General features: G+C 72.4%; 18 protein-coding genes. 5 read left to right on the top strand and 13 right to left on the bottom strand.

The genetic code is table 11. The features are described 5' to 3' along the window. Position 1: 1 nt before the first annotated feature. The 3 genes from ASE25_RS18320 to ASE25_RS18310 are packed head-to-tail and all read right to left on the bottom strand — an operon-like array spanning position 2 to position 4,765. On the bottom strand, positions 2-1,813 hold the full coding sequence (locus ASE25_RS18320) for an ABC transporter ATP-binding protein (RefSeq protein WP_056826949.1): 1,812 nt from the start codon (positions 1,811-1,813) through the stop codon (positions 2-4). Further along, entirely contained in the window at positions 1,810-3,681 is a 1,872-nt protein-coding gene (locus tag ASE25_RS18315; protein ID WP_056826948.1) for an ABC transporter ATP-binding protein, read from the bottom strand. Before ASE25_RS18315 ends, ASE25_RS18320 begins: the two co-directional genes overlap by 4 nt. A gap of 49 nt (positions 3,682-3,730) precedes the next feature. Further along, positions 3,731-4,765, bottom strand: a complete 1,035-nt coding sequence (locus ASE25_RS18310; RefSeq protein ID WP_056826947.1) for a GNAT family N-acetyltransferase — start codon at positions 4,763-4,765, stop codon at positions 3,731-3,733. Between the two features lie 76 nt (positions 4,766-4,841). Here ASE25_RS18310 and ASE25_RS18305 point away from each other — a divergent pair, with 76 nt between their 5' ends. After that, positions 4,842-5,483 (top strand): TIGR03085 family metal-binding protein, encoded by a 642-nt coding sequence (locus ASE25_RS18305; protein ID WP_056826946.1) that lies wholly within the window; start codon positions 4,842-4,844, stop codon positions 5,481-5,483. 25 nt (positions 5,484-5,508) lie between these two features. Here ASE25_RS18305 and hisF read toward each other — a convergent pair whose 3' ends face one another. Next, complete coding sequence (hisF, locus tag ASE25_RS18300; protein WP_056776551.1) at positions 5,509-6,282, bottom strand: imidazole glycerol phosphate synthase subunit HisF; 774 nt, start codon at positions 6,280-6,282, stop codon at positions 5,509-5,511. A gap of 54 nt (positions 6,283-6,336) precedes the next feature. On the opposite strand from hisF, the gene ASE25_RS18295 reads away from it, so the two are divergent. The 4 genes from ASE25_RS18295 (at position 6,337) to ASE25_RS18280 (ending at position 12,718) form a co-directional block, all read left to right on the top strand. Continuing rightward, complete coding sequence (locus ASE25_RS18295) at positions 6,337-6,924, top strand: uridine kinase (RefSeq protein WP_056826945.1); 588 nt, start codon at positions 6,337-6,339, stop codon at positions 6,922-6,924. A 2-nt stretch (positions 6,925-6,926) separates the two neighbouring features. Further along, positions 6,927-8,123, top strand: a complete 1,197-nt coding sequence (locus ASE25_RS18290; protein ID WP_235508747.1) for a CynX/NimT family MFS transporter — start codon at positions 6,927-6,929, stop codon at positions 8,121-8,123. A 175-nt stretch (positions 8,124-8,298) separates the two neighbouring features. After that, the gene (locus ASE25_RS18285) at positions 8,299-12,156 is read left to right on the top strand and encodes an IPT/TIG domain-containing protein (RefSeq protein ID WP_056826944.1); all 3,858 of its coding nucleotides are present in this window, start codon (positions 8,299-8,301) and stop codon (positions 12,154-12,156) included. 70 nt (positions 12,157-12,226) lie between these two features. Beyond that, a complete protein-coding gene (locus ASE25_RS18280; protein ID WP_082619826.1) occupies positions 12,227-12,718 on the top strand; it encodes a group II truncated hemoglobin in 492 nt (163 codons plus the stop codon). On the opposite strand, the gene ASE25_RS18275 is transcribed toward ASE25_RS18280, so the two are convergent. The 9 genes from ASE25_RS18275 to pnuC are packed head-to-tail and all read right to left on the bottom strand — an operon-like array spanning position 12,706 to position 19,093. After that, complete coding sequence (locus ASE25_RS18275; RefSeq protein ID WP_056776542.1) at positions 12,706-13,257, bottom strand: flavin reductase family protein; 552 nt, start codon at positions 13,255-13,257, stop codon at positions 12,706-12,708. The two genes, ASE25_RS18280 and ASE25_RS18275, sit on opposite strands and share 13 nt — an antisense overlap. Then, complete coding sequence (locus tag ASE25_RS18270) at positions 13,254-13,766, bottom strand: PH domain-containing protein (RefSeq protein ID WP_056827038.1); 513 nt, start codon at positions 13,764-13,766, stop codon at positions 13,254-13,256. Before ASE25_RS18270 ends, ASE25_RS18275 begins: the two co-directional genes overlap by 4 nt. 29 nt (positions 13,767-13,795) lie before the next feature. Beyond that, positions 13,796-14,641, bottom strand: a complete 846-nt coding sequence (hisG, locus tag ASE25_RS18265; protein ID WP_056776539.1) for an ATP phosphoribosyltransferase — start codon at positions 14,639-14,641, stop codon at positions 13,796-13,798. A 14-nt stretch (positions 14,642-14,655) separates the two neighbouring features. Then, positions 14,656-14,919, bottom strand: a complete 264-nt coding sequence (locus ASE25_RS18260; protein WP_028785574.1) for a phosphoribosyl-ATP diphosphatase — start codon at positions 14,917-14,919, stop codon at positions 14,656-14,658. A gap of 44 nt (positions 14,920-14,963) precedes the next feature. Next, positions 14,964-15,434 (bottom strand): 6,7-dimethyl-8-ribityllumazine synthase, encoded by a 471-nt coding sequence (gene ribH, locus ASE25_RS18255; RefSeq protein WP_056826943.1) that lies wholly within the window; start codon positions 15,432-15,434, stop codon positions 14,964-14,966. Then, entirely contained in the window at positions 15,431-16,672 is a 1,242-nt protein-coding gene (gene ribB, locus ASE25_RS18250; protein ID WP_056826942.1) for a 3,4-dihydroxy-2-butanone-4-phosphate synthase, read from the bottom strand. The genes ribH and ribB overlap by 4 nt, the downstream gene beginning before the upstream one ends. Continuing rightward, complete coding sequence (locus ASE25_RS18245) at positions 16,669-17,286, bottom strand: riboflavin synthase (protein ID WP_056826941.1); 618 nt, start codon at positions 17,284-17,286, stop codon at positions 16,669-16,671. Before ASE25_RS18245 ends, ribB begins: the two co-directional genes overlap by 4 nt. A 10-nt stretch (positions 17,287-17,296) precedes the next feature. Next, entirely contained in the window at positions 17,297-18,331 is a 1,035-nt protein-coding gene (ribD, locus tag ASE25_RS18240; RefSeq protein WP_056826940.1) for a bifunctional diaminohydroxyphosphoribosylaminopyrimidine deaminase/5-amino-6-(5-phosphoribosylamino)uracil reductase RibD, read from the bottom strand. Between the two features lie 3 nt (positions 18,332-18,334). Then, positions 18,335-19,093, bottom strand: a complete 759-nt coding sequence (gene pnuC, locus ASE25_RS18235; RefSeq protein WP_056776522.1) for a nicotinamide riboside transporter PnuC — start codon at positions 19,091-19,093, stop codon at positions 18,335-18,337. Between the last annotated feature and the right edge of the window lie 87 nt (positions 19,094-19,180).

Below are 19,180 nucleotides of genomic sequence, written 5' to 3'. Positions count from 1 at the left end.
GTCAGACCGCCTGCTGCTGGGCGACCCACGACTCGTGGAGCTTCGAGTAGACACCGCCGAGGCGGACGAGCTCCGTGTGGTGGCCACGCTCGACGATGCGGCCGGCGTCGACGACGATCACTTCGTCGGCCGCCTGGGCCGTCGAGAGCCGGTGCGCGATCGCGATGGACGTGCGGCCGCGGGTCAGCGAGTCGAGGGCGCGTTGGATCCGCACCTCGGTGCTCGGGTCGACGGCCGACGTCGCCTCGTCGAGGACGAGCAGGTCGGGGTCGGCGAGGTAGGCCCGGGCCAGCGCGACGAGCTGACGCTCGCCGGCCGACAACGACTCGCCGCGCTGGCCCACGTCGGTCGCCAGACCGAGCGGAAGGGTCGAGACCCACGGGTCGAGGCCGAGCTCGGTGAAGGTGAGGCGCACCTCCTGCTCGCTGGCCCCTGGACGGCCGAAGCGGATGTTGTCGAGCAGCGTGCCGTCGAAGAGGAATCCCTCCTGGGGGACGAGCACGACGCGGGACCGCAGCGACGAGAAGCGGATCGTGCGCAGGTCGACGCCGTCGAGGAGCACCTGCCCGCTGCTCGAGTCCATGAGCCGGGTGAGCAGCTTGGCGAGGGTCGACTTGCCCGACCCGGTCTCGCCGACGATCGCGACGCGGCTGCGCGGCGCGATCGTCAGGTCGATGTCGTGGAGCACGGGCGCGCCACCGGGGTAGGCGAAGCCGACCTCGTTGAACTGCACGGTGATCGGTCCGCGCGGCAAGGTGACGCCGGAGTCGCCCGGGTCGGAGACGTCGGCGGGGGTGTCGATGATGCCGATGACCCGGCGCCATCCGGCGACGGCGTTCTGCATCTCGTTGAGGATCTCGGTGGCCTGCTGGACCGGCTGCGTGAAGAGGTTGACGAGGAAGAGGAAGGCGAGCAGCTCTCCCAGCGTCAGGCTGCCGCGGGCGGCGAGCACGGTGCCGACGACGAGGACGACTGCCGTGGTGAGTCCGGAGACGAGCTGCCCCGACGTGAACGCCACGACCGAGCGGGCCTGGGCGCCGATGGCCGCCTTGCGGTGCGCCTCGACCGCGGCATCGATGCGCTCGGCGGTGCGGTCCTCGACGCCGTAGGCGCGGATGGCCTGCGCCCCGACAACGGCCTCGGAGATGGCTCCGAGCATGTCGCCGACGCGTTCGCGCACCTTCGTGTAGGCCCGGCCGACGATGCCCTGGAACTTGCGGATGATGACGAAGAGCGGCACGAAGCACAGCCACACGACGAGGCCGAGGAGCGGGCTGTAGACGACCATGAGCACCGTCGCGAGCGAGATCTGCGCGATGTTGATCATGAGCATGAGCCCGCCGAACTGCACGAACATCGAGATCGTGTCGACGTCGGACGTGACGCGGGAGACGAGCGACCCGCGCCGCTCGGTGTTCTGGGTGAGCATCGCCAGGTCGTGGATGTGCCGGAAGGCCCTGAGACGCAACGACGCCAGGCCGTTCTCGGACGACCGGAACAGGCGGATATTGACGAAGTAGGCGGAGACCGCCGTCACGGCGACGCCGACGAGGGCGACGCCGATGTAGACGGCCACGACCTGGGTGTCGGGACCGCCCTCGGCGAGGAGGCCGTTGTCGGTGATGCGCTGGACGACGAACGGCACGAGCACCCGGCCGAGGGTCGAGAGCACGGCGAGGAGCACCGTCACCCAGATGCCCTTGCGCAGCTCGGGTGAGAGCTCGACACCGCGACGCAGAGTCTGCCACGTCGTCATCTCCTTGCCCGTCGCGACACCGTGGTGCTCGACGAGGACCTGCGACCGCATGCTCATCGGGAGACCTCCTCGGCCGCGTCGGCGCCGAGCCCGGGCTCGTCGCGCTCCTCGGCGGACGCGATGGCCTCGCGCTCCGCGGCCTCGCGGGCGTATGCCGTGACGAGCCGCTCGTAGCCGACGCACCGGCCGAGGAGCTGCTCGTGGGAGCCATGGTCGACGACCCGACCGCCCTCGAGGTAGACGATCTCGTCGGCGAGCAGGATCGTGGCCATGCGGTAGGCGACGACGAGGACGGTGGTGCCCGAGCTCGCCTCTCGGAGCCTGGCGAGGATGGCCTGCTCGACGCTCGGGTCGACGGCCGACGTGGCGTCGTCGAGGATGAGCAGCTGCGGCTCACGGATCACGGCACGGGCCAGGGCGATGCGCTGGCGCTGTCCGCCGGAGAGGCTCGCGCCGCGCTCGCCGACGTGGGTCTCGAGACCGTCGGGCAGACGCTCGACGAAGCCGGCGCCCTGCGCCACGTGCAGCGCGCGCCAGACGCTCTCGTCGTCGTGCTCGACACCGAGGGTGATGTTGCCGCGGACGGTGTCGTCGAACATGAAGGTCTGCTGCGCGACGAGCGCAGCGACGTCGCTGATGCCGCCACGGCGCACCTCGCGCAGGTCGACGTCGTCGACGAGCACCGCCCCCGAGTCGGGGTCGACGAGCCGCATGACGAGGTTGGTCAGCGTCGACTTGCCGCTGCCCGTGGGCCCGACGATCGCGACCGTCGCTCCGGGCGCGACGTCGAGGGTGACGTCGACGACCGCCGGGTTGCGGTCGGCCTCGCCCGTCTCGGTCTCGGTCTCGATCTCATAGGCGTACGCGAGTCGCTCGGCCTGCAGGTGGCTCGCGCTGCCCCGGGGCAGCGCACGGTCACCGAAGGTCATGCTGCCCGTCGCGTCCAGGACGGCCGAGACGCGCTTCCACCCGACGACGGCGCGCGGCAGCTCGGCGAGGACCCACCCGAGGGCTCGCACGGGGAAGGCGAGGATCGAGAAGAGGTAGGCGATCTGGACGACCTGGCCGGCCGTGAGCTGGCCGCTGCTGACCCGGAGGGTGCCGACGAAGAGCACTGCGAGCGTCCCGATCGTGGGGATGGCCTCGATGGCGGGGTCGAAGCGGCCACGCGTGCGGCCGACCTCGATGTTGGCGTCGCGCAGCTCGTGGGTGACGACGCGGAAGCGCTCGGCCTCGTGGTCCTCTCGGCCGAGTGACTTGACGATGAGCGCCGCCTCGAAGCTCTCGTGGGCCACTTCGGAGACGTCGGCGCGCAGCTGCTGCGCTCGGGTGACCCGCGGCGACATGGCTCGCTGGAAGGCGACGTTGGCCAGGAAGAGCATCGGGAAGACGGTGAGCCCCACGAGCGCGAGCCAGGGGTCGACGATGACCATCTGGACGATGCCGAAGACGAGCATGACGACGACACCGAGGGCCATCGGCAGCGGCGCGAAGATGTTCCACGTCGCCTCGACGTCGGCGTTCGCGTTGGAGAGCAGCTGACCGGACGGGTGCTTGTGGTGCCAGCTGAGCGGGAGCCGGAGGTACTGGCGCGTGACCTGGCCGCGGTACATCGCGCCGAGGTTGTACATCGCGACGCCGCCGGCGATGCGGCGGCCGATGACACCGATGATCGTCGTGAGCACAACCGCGGCCATGACTCCGCCGATGAACCACAGCTGGGACGCGGTGACGTATCCGGCCTCGATGGCGGGCGAGATGGCGTGCTGGACGACGAAGCCGATGGCCGCCGCCGTCAGGCTCGTCATGACGCCGTAGACGACGCTGCCGACCACGGCGAGGGAGAACCAGCGCGGCTGGCCCTTGATGCCCCGGCCGATGACGGCGAGACCCTCCCGAAGGGTCGAGGTGGGCGGGACGTTCACGGTGTGCTGCTCCCCTGGTGACGTGCTCTGTGGTCGACCCCTCAGCCTCTCACGCGTCACCGACACATCTGACATCCGACCGTCTGGTCCAGAGCCACTCCGCGCCTGCGCCCGCGTCCGCCGGCTCGTCGGCCCGCTCGAAACCGAGACGCGCGAGGACCCGGTGGCTGGCGACGTTGGCGGGCTCGGTGTGAGCGACCACGGTGAGGCCGGCGGCCTCGAGCGAGCGCACCATCCCGGACAGGACGTCGGTCATGAGACCCCCTCCCCGGGCCTGCTCGACGAGCCCGTAGCCGATCTCGACCACGCCTTCGTCAGGAGGCCCGAAGCAGCCGATCGAGCCGACGGCCAGCCCGTCGGACCTCCGGACGATGTGGCGCGGGGTCCACGCGTCGGGGCCGGAGGGCATCATCCCGACGGCGTCGAGGTCGTCCTCGCGCGGGTAGCCCTCGGCCCACCCCTCGCGCGTCTCCCCCGCCCGCATCGCCGCGGCCTCCTCGGACGTCACCGGCACGAGCCTCGCCTCCCGTGTCTCGATCGGTCCCGGGCCGATCGGCTGCGCCGGGGCGCCGGTCCGGACCCAGTGCCGCAGGACGCCCTCCCGCTCGTCCTCCAGGACGCCGCCGGACGACGTGATGGTCCGCGCGGAGGCCGTGTTGGTCGCGTCGCACGTCACGAGGACGGGGTCGATCCCGCGGGACGCGGCGAGGCGGAGCGCGAGACCCAGCGCGGCGCGGGCGATCCCCTGGCGTCGGACAGCCGGCGACACGGCATACCCGATGTGTCCGCCCTCGGCGACGAGGGACGGGGTGAGCGCGTGGCGCACGGCGATCGTGCCGACGACACGACCGTCGCGGACGACCCACCGGTTCGACGACGGCACCCGGCCCTGCGGGAGGGCCTCGTCGGACCGCTCCATCCGGCCGAGCCAGTCGACCCACTCCTCGAAGGCGTCGCGGTCGCTCAGGAGCTCGCGGTCGCCCGAGCGGTAGCTCGAGCCGTGGATGGTCGTGTCGGCGAAGTCGTCGACCATCTCCCACCACGAGTCGGACAGGTCGACGGTGGGGCGCACGAGCTCGATCACCGTCCGACCCTAGGCACAGACCTCCGCCCGGGCCACCGAGATTCGGTCGTGGCCGACGCCCTGAGAGGATGGCGTCATGACGCGCCACGCCCAGTCCGAACGCCTCCTGCTCTGCGACGAGCTCAACCGGCTCGGACCCGACCAGCCGACGATGTGCGAGGGGTGGGAGACGCGTGACCTGGCAGCCCACCTGCTGGTCCGCGAGCACCGGCCCGACCTGACGGCCGGGCGCTTCGTCCCGTTCCTCGCGGGTCACCTCGAGAAGGAGCAGGGCAGGATCGCGCACGGCGACTACACGGCGCTCGTCGACCGCGTCCGCCGGGGGGCCCCGGTGTGGAACCCCATGGCGCACCCCAAGGTCGACGAGGTGACCAACCTCATCGAGTTCTTCGTCCACCACGAGGACGCCCGCCGCGCCCAGCCCGGCTGGGAGCCGCGCGAGCTGTCGCCCCAGCTGTCGGGCAAGCTCTGGTCGGCGCTCAAGCGCTCGTCACGCCTGATGTTCCGGAAGGCGCCGACGGGGATCGTGCTCATCGCCGAGGGTCAGGGCCGCTACGCCGCCAGGCTGCCCGACGAGCACGGCACCGTCGTGCTCCGCGGGACGCCCGCCGAGCTCGTGCTCTACGCCTACGGCCGCAAGAGCGTGGCGCGCGTCGAGTTCGAGGGCGACGCGGACGACATCGCCGCGCTCCAGAAGACCGCCCTCGGCATCAGCTGACCCGCCGGCACCGGCCGGACGGCATTCAGCGGACCGTCACACCGGCTGCGCGCAGGGCGTCCTTGACGTCGCCGACGGTGAGCTCGCGGAAGTGGAAGACGCTCGCGGCGAGCACGGCGTCCGCGCCAGCGGCGACCGCGGGTGCGAAGTGCTCGACGCGTCCGGCGCCCCCGCTCGCGATGACGGGCACCGACACGGCCGCGCGCACGCGCCGGATCAGCTCGAGGTCGAAGCCGTCCTTCGTGCCGTCCGCGTCCATCGAGTTGAGCAGGATCTCGCCCGCCCCGAGCTCCGCGGCCCGCGCGCACCATTCGACGGCGTCGAGGTCGACCGGCGTGCGGCCCCCGTGGGTCGTCATGACGAAGTCGTCGGTGGGCCGGCCGCCGTCGCCGAGTCGCCGGCGGACGTCGGCCGACAGGACGAGCACCTGTGCGCCGAACCGGGCCGCGATCTCGGAGATCAGCTCGGGTCGGGCGAGGGCGGCGGTGTTGACCCCGACCTTGTCGGCGCCGGCGCGCAGCAGGCGGTCGACGTCGTCGACGGTGCGCACGCCACCCCCGACGGTGAGTGGGATGAAGACCTGCTCGGCCGTCCGGCGCACGACGTCGTAGGTGGTCTCCCGGTCACCGCTGCTCGCCGTGACGTCGAGGAAGGTCAGCTCGTCGACGCCCTGGTCGTCGTAGAGCTTCGCGAGCTCGACGGGGTCGCCGGCGTCACGGAGGTTCTCGAAGTTGACGCCCTTGACGACGCGCCCGGCGTCGACGTCCAGACAGGCGATGACTCTCGTGGCGACCGGCATGCGACAAATCTAGGGCAGCCCGGGTGACGGTCACGGGTCGGTAGGGTCACGCCCATGTGGGACGAGGTGACGCGGCCGCCGCGCGAGGATCACGTCGCCGCCGTCGTGTCCCTCGCGCTCGTGGCGGAGCCCCGCTGCGGTGACGTGGTCGTCATCGCCCTCGACGGGCCCAGCGGCGCCGGCAAGACGACGCTGGCCCGCGGGATCGAGCTCGCGCTGGCGCCGAGGGGTCCCGTCGCCGTCGTCCACATGGACCACCTCTACCCCGGCTGGGACGGGCTGGCCCAGGCACCCGGGCTGCTCGCGGCGCAGGTGCTCGAGCCGATGGCGCGCGGCGAGCGGGCGACCTACCGGCTGTGGAGCTGGGTCCGCGAGCAGTGGTCGGGCACGCGCGACGTGCCACCGTGCACTTTCCTCGTCGTCGAGGGGTGCGGGTCCAGCGTGGAGCCCGCGGGGTCGTATGCCGCCGTGTCCGTCTTCGTGGACGCCGACACCGCGTTGCGGATGCGCCGCGGGATCGACCGCGACGGTGAGGTCTACCGACCCCAGTGGCAGCGCTGGGCCGACCAGGAGTCGGCGCTCTTCAGCGCCGACGCGACGAGGGAGCGCGCGGACCTCGTCCTCGACACATCTAGTCTCTGATGGTGCTTCGACGAGACCGACCGCTCCGCCCCCTGCCGCCCGTCTGGGTCATGGCCCTCGCGCTCGTCGCCGTCGCCGCGAACCTCCGGATCGCGATCACGAGCGTCCCTCCGCTGCTCGACGCGATCTCCGCCGACCTCGGCCTCAGCCACGCCGCGGCCGGGGCACTCACGACCCTGCCGGTCCTCTGCATGGGGCTCTTCGCGCCCGTCGCGAGCCGGATCGCCCACCGCACCGGGGCGGCCGCTGCGGTGCTCGGAGCGGTCATCAGCATCCTCGTCGGCACGGCCAGCCGCTTCGCCGGCGACCACGTCGTCGTGCTCTACGCGGGGACCTTCCTCTGCGGCGTCGGGATCGCCGTCGCCGGCACACTGCTGCCGAGACTCGTCAAGACCTTCTTCCCACCCGAGCGGACCGGTCTCGTCACGGGCCTCTACATGCTCGCGATGATGGGTGGGGCGGCCCTCAGCTCGGCGCTCGCCGTGCCGCTCGCCGACCGACTCGGCAGCTGGCAGGCCTCGCTGGGTTCGTGGTCGGTCATCGCCCTCGTCGGTGCCCTCGCGTGGGCGCCGTTCACCCTGCGCGCCAACCCGCACCACACGCCGGACGAGGAAGGCCCGGGCCGGCTGCCGTGGCGGCACCACACGGCCTGGCTGGTCGCCGGCTACCTCACCCTGCAGTCGTGGTGCTTCTACTCGGCCGTCACGTGGCTCGCCCCGACGTACGTCGAGCACGGATGGTCACGGGGGTCTGCCGGCTACCTCGCCGCGGTCTTCAGCGGGGCCCAGATCGTCTCTGGCCTGCTCGGCCCCGTGGTCAGCGACCGCACCCGGGACATGCGCCGTCTCTTGTGGCTGGCCGCGGTGCTCGGGATCGCCGGCTCCGTCGGGATCTGGGTCGCACCACTCTCGGCGCCGTGGGTGTGGGCGGTCGTCACCGGGCTCGGCCAGGGCGCCGCCTTCTCCCTCGCGCTCGTGCTCCTCGTGCGCTACGCCCGCACCCCCGAGGCGAGCGGGCGCCTGACCGGCATGGCGTTCCTCATCTCCTACGGCCTCGCCTCGATCGGACCCCTGGCGATGGGGCTCGTGCGCGACGTCACCGGGAGCCTGTCGCTCGTCTGGGGCATCCTCGCCGCGATCGGGGTCGTCCAGCTCTTCGTCGTCCAGCGGCTGCGGCCCGACCTGCGCCGCGTGGAGTGAGCGCCACGTGAGGGTCGGGTGACGCCGGGACCGAACCGGTCGTTCGCCTCCCGACCCCCACATCTGGGGCTCGTGGTGCGCTTGGGACGAGCCAATTAGGGCGAAACGGCGTACAAAGGACGATTTGCCTGTGCAGAATGCTCGCCGGACGTGCTGACTGCAAGGAGACGGACGAATGCTGCCCCGCCACACCCCGCTGCCCGAGCGAGACCGCGACGTCGACCGCAGGACGACCGGGCGCCTGCTCTCCGGCCTCGTCGTGACGGCCCTCCTCGCCGGAGTGCCGGGACTCGCGACCGCGCCAACGGCAGCCGCGGCCTCCGTCACCGCCGTCGCGGCACCGTCCCTCGCCGCCGCCCCCACGGCGATCAGCCTGTCCGTCGTGGCGGGCCCGACCCGAGGCGGCACGACCGTCGAGCTGTCGGGCACCGGCGTGGGCGCGACGACGACGGCCTGGTTCGGCTCGACCGCCGTCACCCGCATCACGAAGGTCTCGAGCACCCGCGTCCGGGTCGTCACTCCCGCCCACCCCTTCGGCGTGGTCAACGTCCGCGTCGCCACCCCGGCCGGCACGTCGCCCATCTCGTCACGCGCGACCTTCGCCTTCGACGCCGTCCCGTCCGTGTCCTCCCTGTCGTCCCGCTCCGCCACGACGCGCGGCGGCACCACCGTGACGCTGACCGGCACCGGGCTCTACCGCACGAGCGCCGTGCTCTTCGGCACCACCCCCGCGGGGGGCCTCACCCGCCTGTCGGCGACGCAGGTCCGCGTCACGGTCCCGGCACACGCGGCGGGCGCCGTCGACGTCCGCGCCACGACGCCGGGCGGCACCTCCCCGGTGGCCTCCGGCGCCCGCTTCACCTACACCGCTCCCCCCGTCGTCACCCCGCCGATGGTGACGGGCCTCTCCGTCTCCGCCGGTCCGCTGCGCGGGGGCACGGTCGTGACCCTGACGGGCACCCGGTTCACGGGCGCGACCGCGGTGACCTTCGGCGCGACGACGGCCCGCTTCACGGTGCTGTCCGCGACCCAGCTCCGCGTCACCTCACCGGCCCGCCCCGCCGGCCTCGTCAACGTGCACGTCCGGACCGCCGCCGGCATCTCGTACGGCTACTCCGCGAACAGCTTTGCCTACGAAACGGTTCCGACCCTGACTGGGATCTCCTCCGCCTCGGGCCCCACGGCTGGTGGGGTCACCGTGACCCTGACGGGCACCGGTCTCAGCCGGGCCACGAGCGTCGCGTTCGGCTCCACGGCCACGACGAAGGTCGTGCCGGTCTCGGCGACCGCGCTCCGGGTCACGACGCCGGCGCGTCCCGTGGGGACCGTGGACGTACGCGTGACCACCCCGGGCGGCACCTCGGCCGTGACCTCACGAGCCCGTTACGGCTACCAGGCACCGCCGGCCGTCGCGTCGCTGTCGACCACCGCCGGACCGGTCCGTGGTGGCACCGTCGTCACGCTCACCGGGACCCGGTTCACGGGCGTGACCCGCGTCGACTTCGGCGGTACGCCCGCACGCTTCACCTTCGTGTCGGCCACAAGCATCCGGGCCACGACACCCGCCCACGCGGCCGGGGTGGTCGCCGTCACCGTGACGACCCCGTACGGCACGTCGCCCGAGCACACGTCGAGCACCTTCGCGTTCGACCCGGTCCCGGCCATCACCTCCCTGTCCCCCCAGACGGGTCCTCCGTCCGGGGGCACCGTCGTGACGCTGACCGGCACGGGTCTGAGCCGGGCGACCGCCGTCCGCTTCGGCTCGGTCGCGGCGACCAACCTCGTCCGCGTCTCAGCGACGACGCTGCGCGCCACGACGCCGCGCCACGCCTCCGGACCCGTCGACGTCCAGGTCACCACCCCGGGGGGCACCTCTGCCACCGGGGTCGGCGCCCGCTTCGCCTACGGCTCGCCTCCGGTCGTCGGCGCGCTGTCCGCCACGGCGGGCCCGCTCCGCGGCGGCACGGTCGTGACGATCACCGGCGCCCACCTGTCCGACGCCACCGCGGTCCGCTTCGGCGCCGTCGCCGCCACCGGTCTCGTGCGCGTCTCGGACACCAGCCTCCGGGTCACCGCCCCGGCGCAGCCCGAGGGGACGGTGTCCGTACGCGTCACCAATCCCAACGGCACGAGCCCCGAGTCCGCGGGCGGGCGGTTCACCTACGTCGGCGTGCCCGCCGTGTCCGCCCTGTCCGTCCCGGCGGGGCCGCTGCGCGGCGGCACCGTCGTCACCGTCACGGGCACCCGCCTCGGCCTCGCGACGGGCGTGGACTTCGGCGGCGTGGCCGGCACCGGGCTCGTCCGGGTGTCCGACACGACGCTGCGGGTCACGGCACCCGCCCAGGCCGTCGGCACGGTCGACGTCCGCGTCACGACTCCCGGCGGCGTGTCGCCGGCCGCCGCTGCCGCTCGGTTCACCTACCAGGCCGTGCCGACCGTCACGGCGGTCTCCCCCTCCCTGGCACCCACGAAGGGCGGCGGCACGGTCGTCCTCACCGGGACGGCCTACGACCGCGTCTCGTCCGTGACGTTCGGCGGCGTCGCCGCCACCGCGGTGACGCGCCTCTCGGCGACCCAGCTGCGGGTCACCCTGCCGGTCCACGCCGAGGCTGACGTGGACGTGCGCGTCACGACTCCCGGTGGCACCTCGCCCGTCGTTCCCGCGGGCCGCTTCAGCTTCCAGGACCCGCCCGTCGTCGCCTCGGTCTCGCCGGCCTCAGGTCCGCTGGCCGGTGGCACGGTCGTCACCCTGCGCGGCACGTCGTTCACCGACGTGCGCGACGTCCTCTTCAACGGTGTCGCGGCGACCTCGTTCACCCGGGTCTCGGTCACCCAGCTGACCGCGGCGGTCCCGGCCCGCATCGCCACTGGCCCGATCCCGATCCGCGTCACGACGCGCGCCGGCACCGTCGTGCGCACCGACGGCTTCACCTACGTCGCCGGCGCGACGCTGCGGTCCGGCCAGTGGCTCTCGTCCGGCACTGCGCTGCGGTCAGCCACGGGGGCGTACCTCGCAACGATGCAGGCGGACGGCAACCTCGTCATCAGCACCTCGTCAGGTGTCCGACGGTGGACGAGCGGCACGACCGGCGCAGGCAACCGCCTCGCGGTCCGAGCCGACGGCAACGTCGTCATGCTCCGCACCAACGGCACGGTCGCGTGGTCGAGCGGGACCACCGGCTGGACGGGCGGCCTGCTCACGCTGACCAACGACGGCCTGCTCCAGGTACGCCAGGGCACGACGACCGTGTGGGACCACCGTGGCTACCGCTACGACCGGATGCTGCCCGGCCAGGTGCTGCGCTCCGGCGAGTCGATCCTGTCGACGAGCAAGGCGTGGCTGCTGACGATGCGCACCGACGGCAACCTCGTGCTGACCTCCGCCGCCGGAGTGCGCCAGTGGGCGGCCTTCACGACGGGTGCCGGGAGCACGGCCACGATGCAGACCGACGGCAACTTCGTCGTGCGCAACTCGCGCGGGGTGACGCTGTGGTCGACCCGGACGAGCGGGAGCGGGTCGGTGGTGCGCGTGCTCGGCAACGCCAACGTCGCCATCTACCGCTCCACCACCGTCACCTGGGCCATCACCGGCGGCCCGGCACCCACCGGCTGGAAGTGCTACTCCCGTGCGACCCAGGACTGCATCGAGCGGTTCGGCTACTACGGCCAGCGCGCGTGGAACTACCCCGTCGACCCGTGGGGCAACAACTGCACGAACTTCTCCGCGTACCGCCTCTCGCGTGACGGGGTCAAGAACCCCGGCAACCTCGGCAACGCGACGAACTGGGACACGAACGCCCGGGCCAAGGGCTTCGCCGTCGACCAGAAGCCCCGCGTCGGCGACATCGCCCAGTGGAACTCCAACCACGTCGCGTACGTGGACTGGGTCAGTGCCGACGGCGACACCGTCGCGATCTCCGAGAGCGGCTACGGCGGAACGGTCCTCGGCGCGACGTACACGTCGATGAGCGGTCGGCGCATCCTCGAGCGAGGCGGCTACTCCTGGCCTTCGAACTTCATCCACTTCCGCTGACAGAGAGCCCTCGGGACCCCTGCGGTCCCGAGGCCTTGTCGCGTTGCCCGCGGGATGGGAGCCTGCGACGGTGACACGGACCATCTACGACGCCGTCGGCGGGATGCCCGCGCTCGTCGCCCTCGCTCACGCCTGGCACGAGCGCGTCCTCGTCGACCCCGTCGTGTCGCACGCCTTCTCGCACGGCTTCCACCCCGACCACACCATGCGGCTCGCGGCGTACTGGGCCGAGGCGCTCGGCGGCCCGCCCACCTACTCGGGCTCCGTGGCGAGCGAGTCGACGGTCGTGCGGCTGCACTCCGGCAACGGTCCGCACCAGGAGATGGACGAGCGGGCGCTCGAGTGCTTCGAGCGAGCCGTCGAGGACGCCGGACTCTCCGACGACCCGGACGTGCGCGACGCGCTCGTCGCGTACTTCAGCTGGGCGGTGGGCTACATGAGCACCTACCACGGATCGGCCGACGACGTGCCCGACGGCCTGACCGTGCCGCAGTGGTCGTGGGACGGCCTGGTGGACGGCACCGACTCCCGGGCGACGGCCTCGTCGGCTCAGCCCCAGTAGTCGTCGATCGCCGCGGGTCCCTCGTCGCCGCCGGCAGACGTACGCCGCTCGGTGACCGTGAGACGTCCCCGGTAGAAGAGCATCGGCCGGCCCGACTCACCGTCCTCGAGGTCGAGGACCCGGCCGACGACGACGTCGTGGTCCCCGGCGACGTGCACCTGCTCGACCGAGCAGTGCACGCGCATCAGCACGCCCGGGAGGCTCGGGCCACCATGGTGCGACGGCTCCCAGTCCAGGGAGTCGAACCGGGCGCCGCCGGCCGAGCCGAAGCGCGCGATGAGGTCGCGCTGCTCGTGCCCGAGCACGTTGACGGTGAAGCGCCCGTCGTCGCGCATGCGCGGCCACGACCGGCCGCGGTGGTCGGCGCAGAAGAGCACGAGCGGCGGGTGCAGGGAGACCGACGCGAACGACTGGCAGGCGAAGCCGACGGGCTCACCGCCCTCGGCGAACCCGGTCACGATCGTCACGCCCGTGGCGAAATGGCCGAGTGCGTGGCGCATCCGCTCCGGCGTCGGCTCACCCGTCTGCCCAGCCGTCATGCCGGATCCTGCCGCGGCCCGGGCTCACGCGCCTCGCCGAACGCCTGGACGAGCGCCGCGAGACGAGAGGCCTCCCGGCCGGCGAGCGGACCGTCGGCCTTCTGGATCGCCATGACCGCGACGGTGTCGCCGTCCTCGAGGTCGAGGGTGACCCAGGGCTCTCCCCCGCCGAACTGGATGCCGACGACCTCGGGCCACTCGAGCGTGCGGGTGAGCACGAGGTTGCGCACGACGAGCCCGGCGCGGCTCGGCACCGCGCGGATCGACGCGTACCGCCAGGCGAGGAAGGCGATCGCGACACCGAGTCCGAAGAACATGAGGCGGTCGCCGAGCCCCCACCGGCCGTCGACCTGCGCCGGCATGACGACGGCGATGATGCCGAAGACGGCGAGCGAGGACCAGACCACGCCGAGGGCGACGCCCCGTCCCCGCTTGGGCCGGAAGGGCGCCCACGCGGCGGAGTCGGCGGCGGGGTCGTGCTCCGGCCGGGAGGAGGGCTGCTGCGTCATCGGTTCACGTCCGTCGTCCCCGTCGTGCGTCACAGCCGGCAGGCGGCGATGTCGGTCACGAGGATCGCCCGCGCGCCCAGGTCGTAGAGCTCGTCCATGAGTCGGTTGCGCCCGATGCGAGGCACCATGGCACGCACGGCGACCCACGCCTCGTCCTGCATCGGCGAGACCGTGGGCGACTCGAGGCCCGGGGTCAGCCGGCAGGCCCGGTCGACGAGGTCCTTCGGGCAGTCGTAGTCGAGCATGACGTACGTGCGGGCCGTGATGACGCCGGCGATGCGCCGCTGGAGCACCTCGATGGCCTGGTCCTCGCCGGGGCGGTCGCCGCGGATGAGGACGGCCTCGGACTGCAGGATCGGCTCGCCGAACACCTCGAGGCCCTGCTGGCGCAGGGTCGTCCCGGTCTCGACGACGTCGGCGATGCAGTCGGCGACCCCGAGGGTGATGGCCGTCTCGACCGCACCGTCGAGGCGCACGACCTCCGCGGCGAGCCCACGAGCGGCGAGGTCGGAACGCACCAGACCGGCATACGACGTGGCGACGCGCTTGCCCGCGATGTCGTCGACGGTGGCCACGTGGCCGGGCTTGCCGGCATACCGGAAGGTCGAGGCGCCGAAGCCGAGCGACATGACCTCGACGGCGCTCGAGCCCGAGTCGAGCAGCAGGTCACGACCGGTGACGCCTGCGTCGACCGTGCCGGACCCGACGTAGACCGCGATGTCGCGGGGGCGCAGGTAGAAGAACTCGACGTCGTTCTCGGCGTCGGCGACGACGAGCTCCTTGGTGTCACGGCGTACGCGGTAGCCCGCCTCGCGCAGCAGCTCGACGGTCGCGTCGGAGAGAGAGCCCTTGTTGGGCACGGCGATTCGCAGCATGGAGTGAACAGTCCTCAGAGGTGGGAGTAGACGTCGTCGAGCGAGATGCCCTTGGCGAGCATGAGGACCTGCAGGTGGTAGAGGAGCTGGCTGATCTCCTCGGCGGCCTCGTCGTTCGACTGGTACTCGGCGGCCATCCACACCTCGGCCGCCTCCTCGACGATCTTCTTGCCGATCGCGTGGACGCCGGCGTCGAGCTGCGCGACGGTGCCCGAACCCTCGGGTCGCGTCTGCGCCTTCTCGGCCAGCTCGGCATACAGCTGCTCAAAGCTCTTCACGGTGCCCCAGCCTACGGGCCGTGCAACCGTGTCCCGGACGGTGCTCACGTCGTGGCGACGCCGTGGAGGGCGACGACGGTCGCGACGGCCGCCGACGCGGCCTCGTGGCCCTTGTCCTCGGCGGATCCGGGGAGCCCGGCGCGGTCGAGCGCCTGGGCCTCGTCGTCGCACGTGAGCACGCCGAAGCCGATCGGCGTGCCCGTGCGCACCGAGACGTCGGTGATGCCGACGGTCGCGGCCTGGCAGACGTAGTCGAAGTGTGGCGTGCCGCCGCGGATGACGACCCCCAGCGCGACGAGCGCGTCGTAGCGGTCGGCGAGGGTCGCGCACGCGACCGGCAGCTCGAACGTCCCGGGGACGCGCACGACGTCGACGTGCGTGACCCCGGCATCCGCGAGGCCACGACGCGCGCCGTCGAGGAGGCCGTCCATGACCACGTCGTGCCAGCTCGCCGCGACGACGGCGACCCGCAGCCCGGTGCCGTCGGTGCTGATGGTGGGGGCGCCGTCCTTCATGCCGTCTCCTTGCCGTGCCGGTCGGTGGGGACCGGGATGTCGTGGCCCATGCGCTCACGCTTGGTCGTGAGGTACTGCTCGTTGTCTGCGCCCATCGGTCCGTGGAGCCGCTCGACCGCGACGACGTCGAGCCCGAGGTGGCGCAGTGCCGCGACCTTGTTGGGGTTGTTCGTCAGGAGGACGACCTGCGTCGCACCGAGGTCGTGCAGGATCGCCGCACCGGCGGCGTACTCCCGCGCGTCGACCGGAAGGCCGAGAGCCGTTTGGGCATCGACGGTGTCGGCGCCGCCGTCCTGCTGGGAGTACGCGCGGAGCTTGTCGACGAGCCCGACCCCCCGGCCCTCGTGACCGCCGAGGTACACGACGACGCCGCCGTCGCGCCCGACGCGCGCCAGCGATGCCTGCAGCTGGGGTCCGCAGTCGCAGCGCAGCGACCCGAACGCGTCGCCGGTCAGGCACTCGGAGTGCAGGCGCGTGACGACGGGCCCGCTGCGGCCGCGGCCCTGCAGCCCGCGCGGGCTGACGAGGGCGACGTGCTCGTCGCCCGTCAGGGTGTCGCGGTAGCCGTGGGCGGTGAACGTGCCGTGCACCGTCGGGATGCGGGTGGTCGCGAGGCGCTCGACCCGGTCGAGGCGCTGCCGGTGGTCGATGAGCTGCTCGATGGTGATGACGGGCAGGCCGAACTCGCGGCCGAGCCCGACGACGGCGTCGAAGCGCATCATCGTCCCGTCGTCGTGGACGAGCTCACCGATGACCCCGACCGGCGAGAGGCCCGCGAGCCGGGTCAGGTCGACCGCCGCCTCGGTGTGACCGGGGCGGGTCAGGACGCCACCGTGGCGGGCGCGCAGCGGCAGGATGTGCCCGGGTCGGATGAGGTCGGCGGGCACCGAGTCGACGTCGGCGAGCACCCGGACGGTGTGCAGGCGGTCGGCCGCGCTGATGCCCGTGGTGACCCCTGACGCCGCATCGACGGACACGGTGTAGGCGGTCCGCAGCGGGTCGCGGTTCTCGGCGACCATGAGCGGCAGCTCGAGCCGGTCGGCGATCTCGTCGGGCATCGGCGCGCAGAGGTAGCCGGACGAGTGGCGGATGGTCCATGCCATCCAGTCCTCGGTGGCGGTCTCCGCCGCGAGGACCAGGTCGCCCTCGTTCTCGCGGTCCTCGTCGTCGAGGACGAGGACGGGCCGGCCGGCCTGGAGGGCCTCGAGGGCCTCCTCGACGGTGGAGAGGGTGGTCATGACTCGACCTCCTGTCGGTCGGTCTGTCGGTGGCTGAGCAGTCGCTCGACGTACTTCGCGATGACGTCGACCTCGAGGTTGACGACGTCGCCGACCCCCTTGTGCCCGAGCGTCGTCAGGTCGAGCGTCGTGGGGATGAGCGAGACGCCGAACGCGTCGTCGCCGACGTGGGCGACGGTGAGCGAGACCCCGTCCACCGTGATCGAGCCCTTCTCGACCACGTATGCCGCGAGGCCCGGTGGGAGCGTGAAGTCGACCGTCTCCCAACGGTCCCCGGGCGTTCGCGCCGTGATGGTGGCAGTCCCGTCGACATGGCCCTGCACGACGTGACCACCGAAGCGACCGTCGGCCGGCATCGCGCGCTCGAGGTTGACGCGGTCACCGGGGGCCAGGGCCCCGAGACTGCTGCGGTCGAGGGTCTCGGCCATGACGTCGACCGTGAAGCCCGCGGCGTCGTGCTCGGTCACGGTGAGGCAGACGCCGTTGACGGAGATGGAGGCGCCGTGGGTGGCGTCGCTGACGACGAGGGGGCCGTGGATGCGCAGCACGGCCGAGTCGGCGCCGTGCTCGATGGCGGCCACGGTTCCGAGCTCCTCGACGATTCCGGTGAACATGACTGTCTCCTCAGGGTTCTGCGTGCACTCGCGGGTGGGCGCCGGCGTGGATGCGGACGTCTCCCCCGACGACCGTCACGTCGACGAGATCGAGGCGTCGGACGTCCGCGATGGAGGTGATGCCGAGGTCGGCCACGGCAGCGCGGCCCGAGCCGAGCAGCGCCGGGGCGACGTAGGCGTAGACGTCGTCGACGAGACCGGCGCGGAGGAACGCCGCGGCGAGCGTGGGGCCGCCCTCGAGCCAGACGTCACGGATTCCGCTGTGCCACAACCGGCCCAGTGCCTCGCTGGGGTCGCGAGTGGTCAGGTGCAGCACCTCCCCCGGAGCGTCGTGGAGGCGCGCTCCGGCCGGAAGTGGACGCTCTCCCATGACGACGCGAAGGGGCTGGCGCGGCGCCAGCCCGCCACCCGGCATACGCACGGTGAGACGGGGGTCGTCGGCGAGCACGGTGCCCGTGCCGACGAGGACGGCGTCGCGGGTCGCACGCAGCGCGTGGACGTCGGCGCGAGCCGCCTCTCCCGTGATCCACTGGCTGCTCCCGTCGGCGGCCGCGCTCCTGCCGTCGAGGGTCGTGGCGAGCTTCCACGTGACGAGCGGTCGGCCGAGGGCCACGCTGCGCGCCCAGCGGTCGTTGAGCGTGGCCGCCTCGTCGGCGAGCACACCTCCGGTCACGTGGATGCCGGCGGCGTGCAGCACCTCGGCGCCTCCCGCGGCGTCCGGGTTCGGGTCCGACTGAGCGAAGACGACCCGCGCAACACCCGCCTCGACGAGGGCCTCCGCGCAGGGACCGGTGCGGCCCGTGTGCGAGCACGGCTCGAGCGTCACGTAGGCGGTCGCCCCCCGGGCCGCGGAGCCTGCGGAACTCAGGGCCTCGATCTCGGCGTGCGGCGTGCCGGCCCCGTGGTGGTGGCCCTCGCCGACGACCAGGGCGCCGTCGGCCGCGACGATGACACAGCCGACCCGCGGGTTGGGGTCGGGCCACGGCCCGGATGCGGCGAGCCGGAGGGCTCGTCGCATCCATGCCGGGGCGGCCGTGTCACCCATGGGTCAGCTCGACGTCCCGGTCAGCTGCGGCTCGACGTCGCGTTCGGCGACCCGTGACACCTTGACCCACTGGGTGAAGCCGTAGATGACGAAGAGGCCGTAGAAGGTGTACAGCACACCGGTCGGCACGTAGTCGGTCGCGAAGGCGAACGGCACGCCGACGAGGTCGACAGCGATCCAGGCCAGCCAGAACTCGTTCCAGCCGCGCGCCATGGCGTACGTCGCGACGATCGAGCCGACGAAGATCCAGGCGTCGCACCAGTAGAACCACCACTCGGGCGTGAAGAACGGGTTCGGCGAGAGGTTCCACAGCCAGACGAAGGCCTGGTGCACGACGACCGTGCCGACGAGCCAGAAGACGACGACGGCGACGCGCTCGCGGCTCGTGGCCCAGCGAGGCGTGATCGCCACACCGCTCGAGTCGTCGGCGTGGTTGAGCCTGCGGACCTGCGACCAGCGCCACCAGCCGTAGATGCTCGTGATGATGAAGAAGACCTGCCGGCCGGCCTGACCGAAGAGCGGGATGCGCTCGTCGGCCCCGAAGACGGCACCGAGGTAGACGAAGAACAGCATGATGTTCGCGAGGATCCCCACCGGCCAGGCCAGGACCCACCGGCGCATGCCGAGGTAGGCGGACGCGAGCCCGATGAGGACACCGATGAGCTCGAGCCAGTGCAGCTGGTACTGGCCGATCGGGATGGTGGCGTCGATGGCCTGTTGGAAGACGTTCTTCGTCTCGTCGGCCAGAGCAAGAGCCTGCATGTGGTGTTCGTCCTTGGTCGTTCGTCGTGGCACGGACGAACTCCGGGGTGACTCCACACGCCCACGCGGTCCGGACCCGGACGGACG

Origin of the sequence: Terrabacter sp. Root85, assembly GCF_001429185.1 — a bacterium.
Classification (GTDB): domain Bacteria; phylum Actinomycetota; class Actinomycetes; order Actinomycetales; family Dermatophilaceae; genus Terrabacter.
This window is presented reverse-complemented; position numbering and strand designations above follow the sequence as displayed.

Coding starts and splice junctions, on each gene's coding strand:
- ASE25_RS18245 (WP_056826941.1), bottom strand. CDS start 17,286: ATGTTCACCGGAATCGTCGAGGAGCTCGGAACCGTGGCCGCCATCGAG.
- pnuC (WP_056776522.1), bottom strand. CDS start 19,093: ATGCAGGCTCTTGCTCTGGCCGACGAGACGAAGAACGTCTTCCAACAG.
- ASE25_RS18285 (WP_056826944.1), top strand. CDS start 8,299: ATGCTGCCCCGCCACACCCCGCTGCCCGAGCGAGACCGCGACGTCGAC.
- ribD (WP_056826940.1), bottom strand. CDS start 18,331: ATGGGTGACACGGCCGCCCCGGCATGGATGCGACGAGCCCTCCGGCTC.
- ASE25_RS18295 (WP_056826945.1), top strand. CDS start 6,337: ATGTGGGACGAGGTGACGCGGCCGCCGCGCGAGGATCACGTCGCCGCC.
- ASE25_RS18320 (WP_056826949.1), bottom strand. CDS start 1,813: ATGAGCATGCGGTCGCAGGTCCTCGTCGAGCACCACGGTGTCGCGACG.
- hisF (WP_056776551.1), bottom strand. CDS start 6,282: ATGCCGGTCGCCACGAGAGTCATCGCCTGTCTGGACGTCGACGCCGGG.
- ribB (WP_056826942.1), bottom strand. CDS start 16,672: ATGACCACCCTCTCCACCGTCGAGGAGGCCCTCGAGGCCCTCCAGGCC.
- hisG (WP_056776539.1), bottom strand. CDS start 14,641: ATGCTGCGAATCGCCGTGCCCAACAAGGGCTCTCTCTCCGACGCGACC.
- ASE25_RS18275 (WP_056776542.1), bottom strand. CDS start 13,257: ATGACGGCTGGGCAGACGGGTGAGCCGACGCCGGAGCGGATGCGCCAC.
- ribH (WP_056826943.1), bottom strand. CDS start 15,434: ATGAAGGACGGCGCCCCCACCATCAGCACCGACGGCACCGGGCTGCGG.
- ASE25_RS18305 (WP_056826946.1), top strand. CDS start 4,842: ATGACGCGCCACGCCCAGTCCGAACGCCTCCTGCTCTGCGACGAGCTC.
- ASE25_RS18270 (WP_056827038.1), bottom strand. CDS start 13,766: ATGACGCAGCAGCCCTCCTCCCGGCCGGAGCACGACCCCGCCGCCGAC.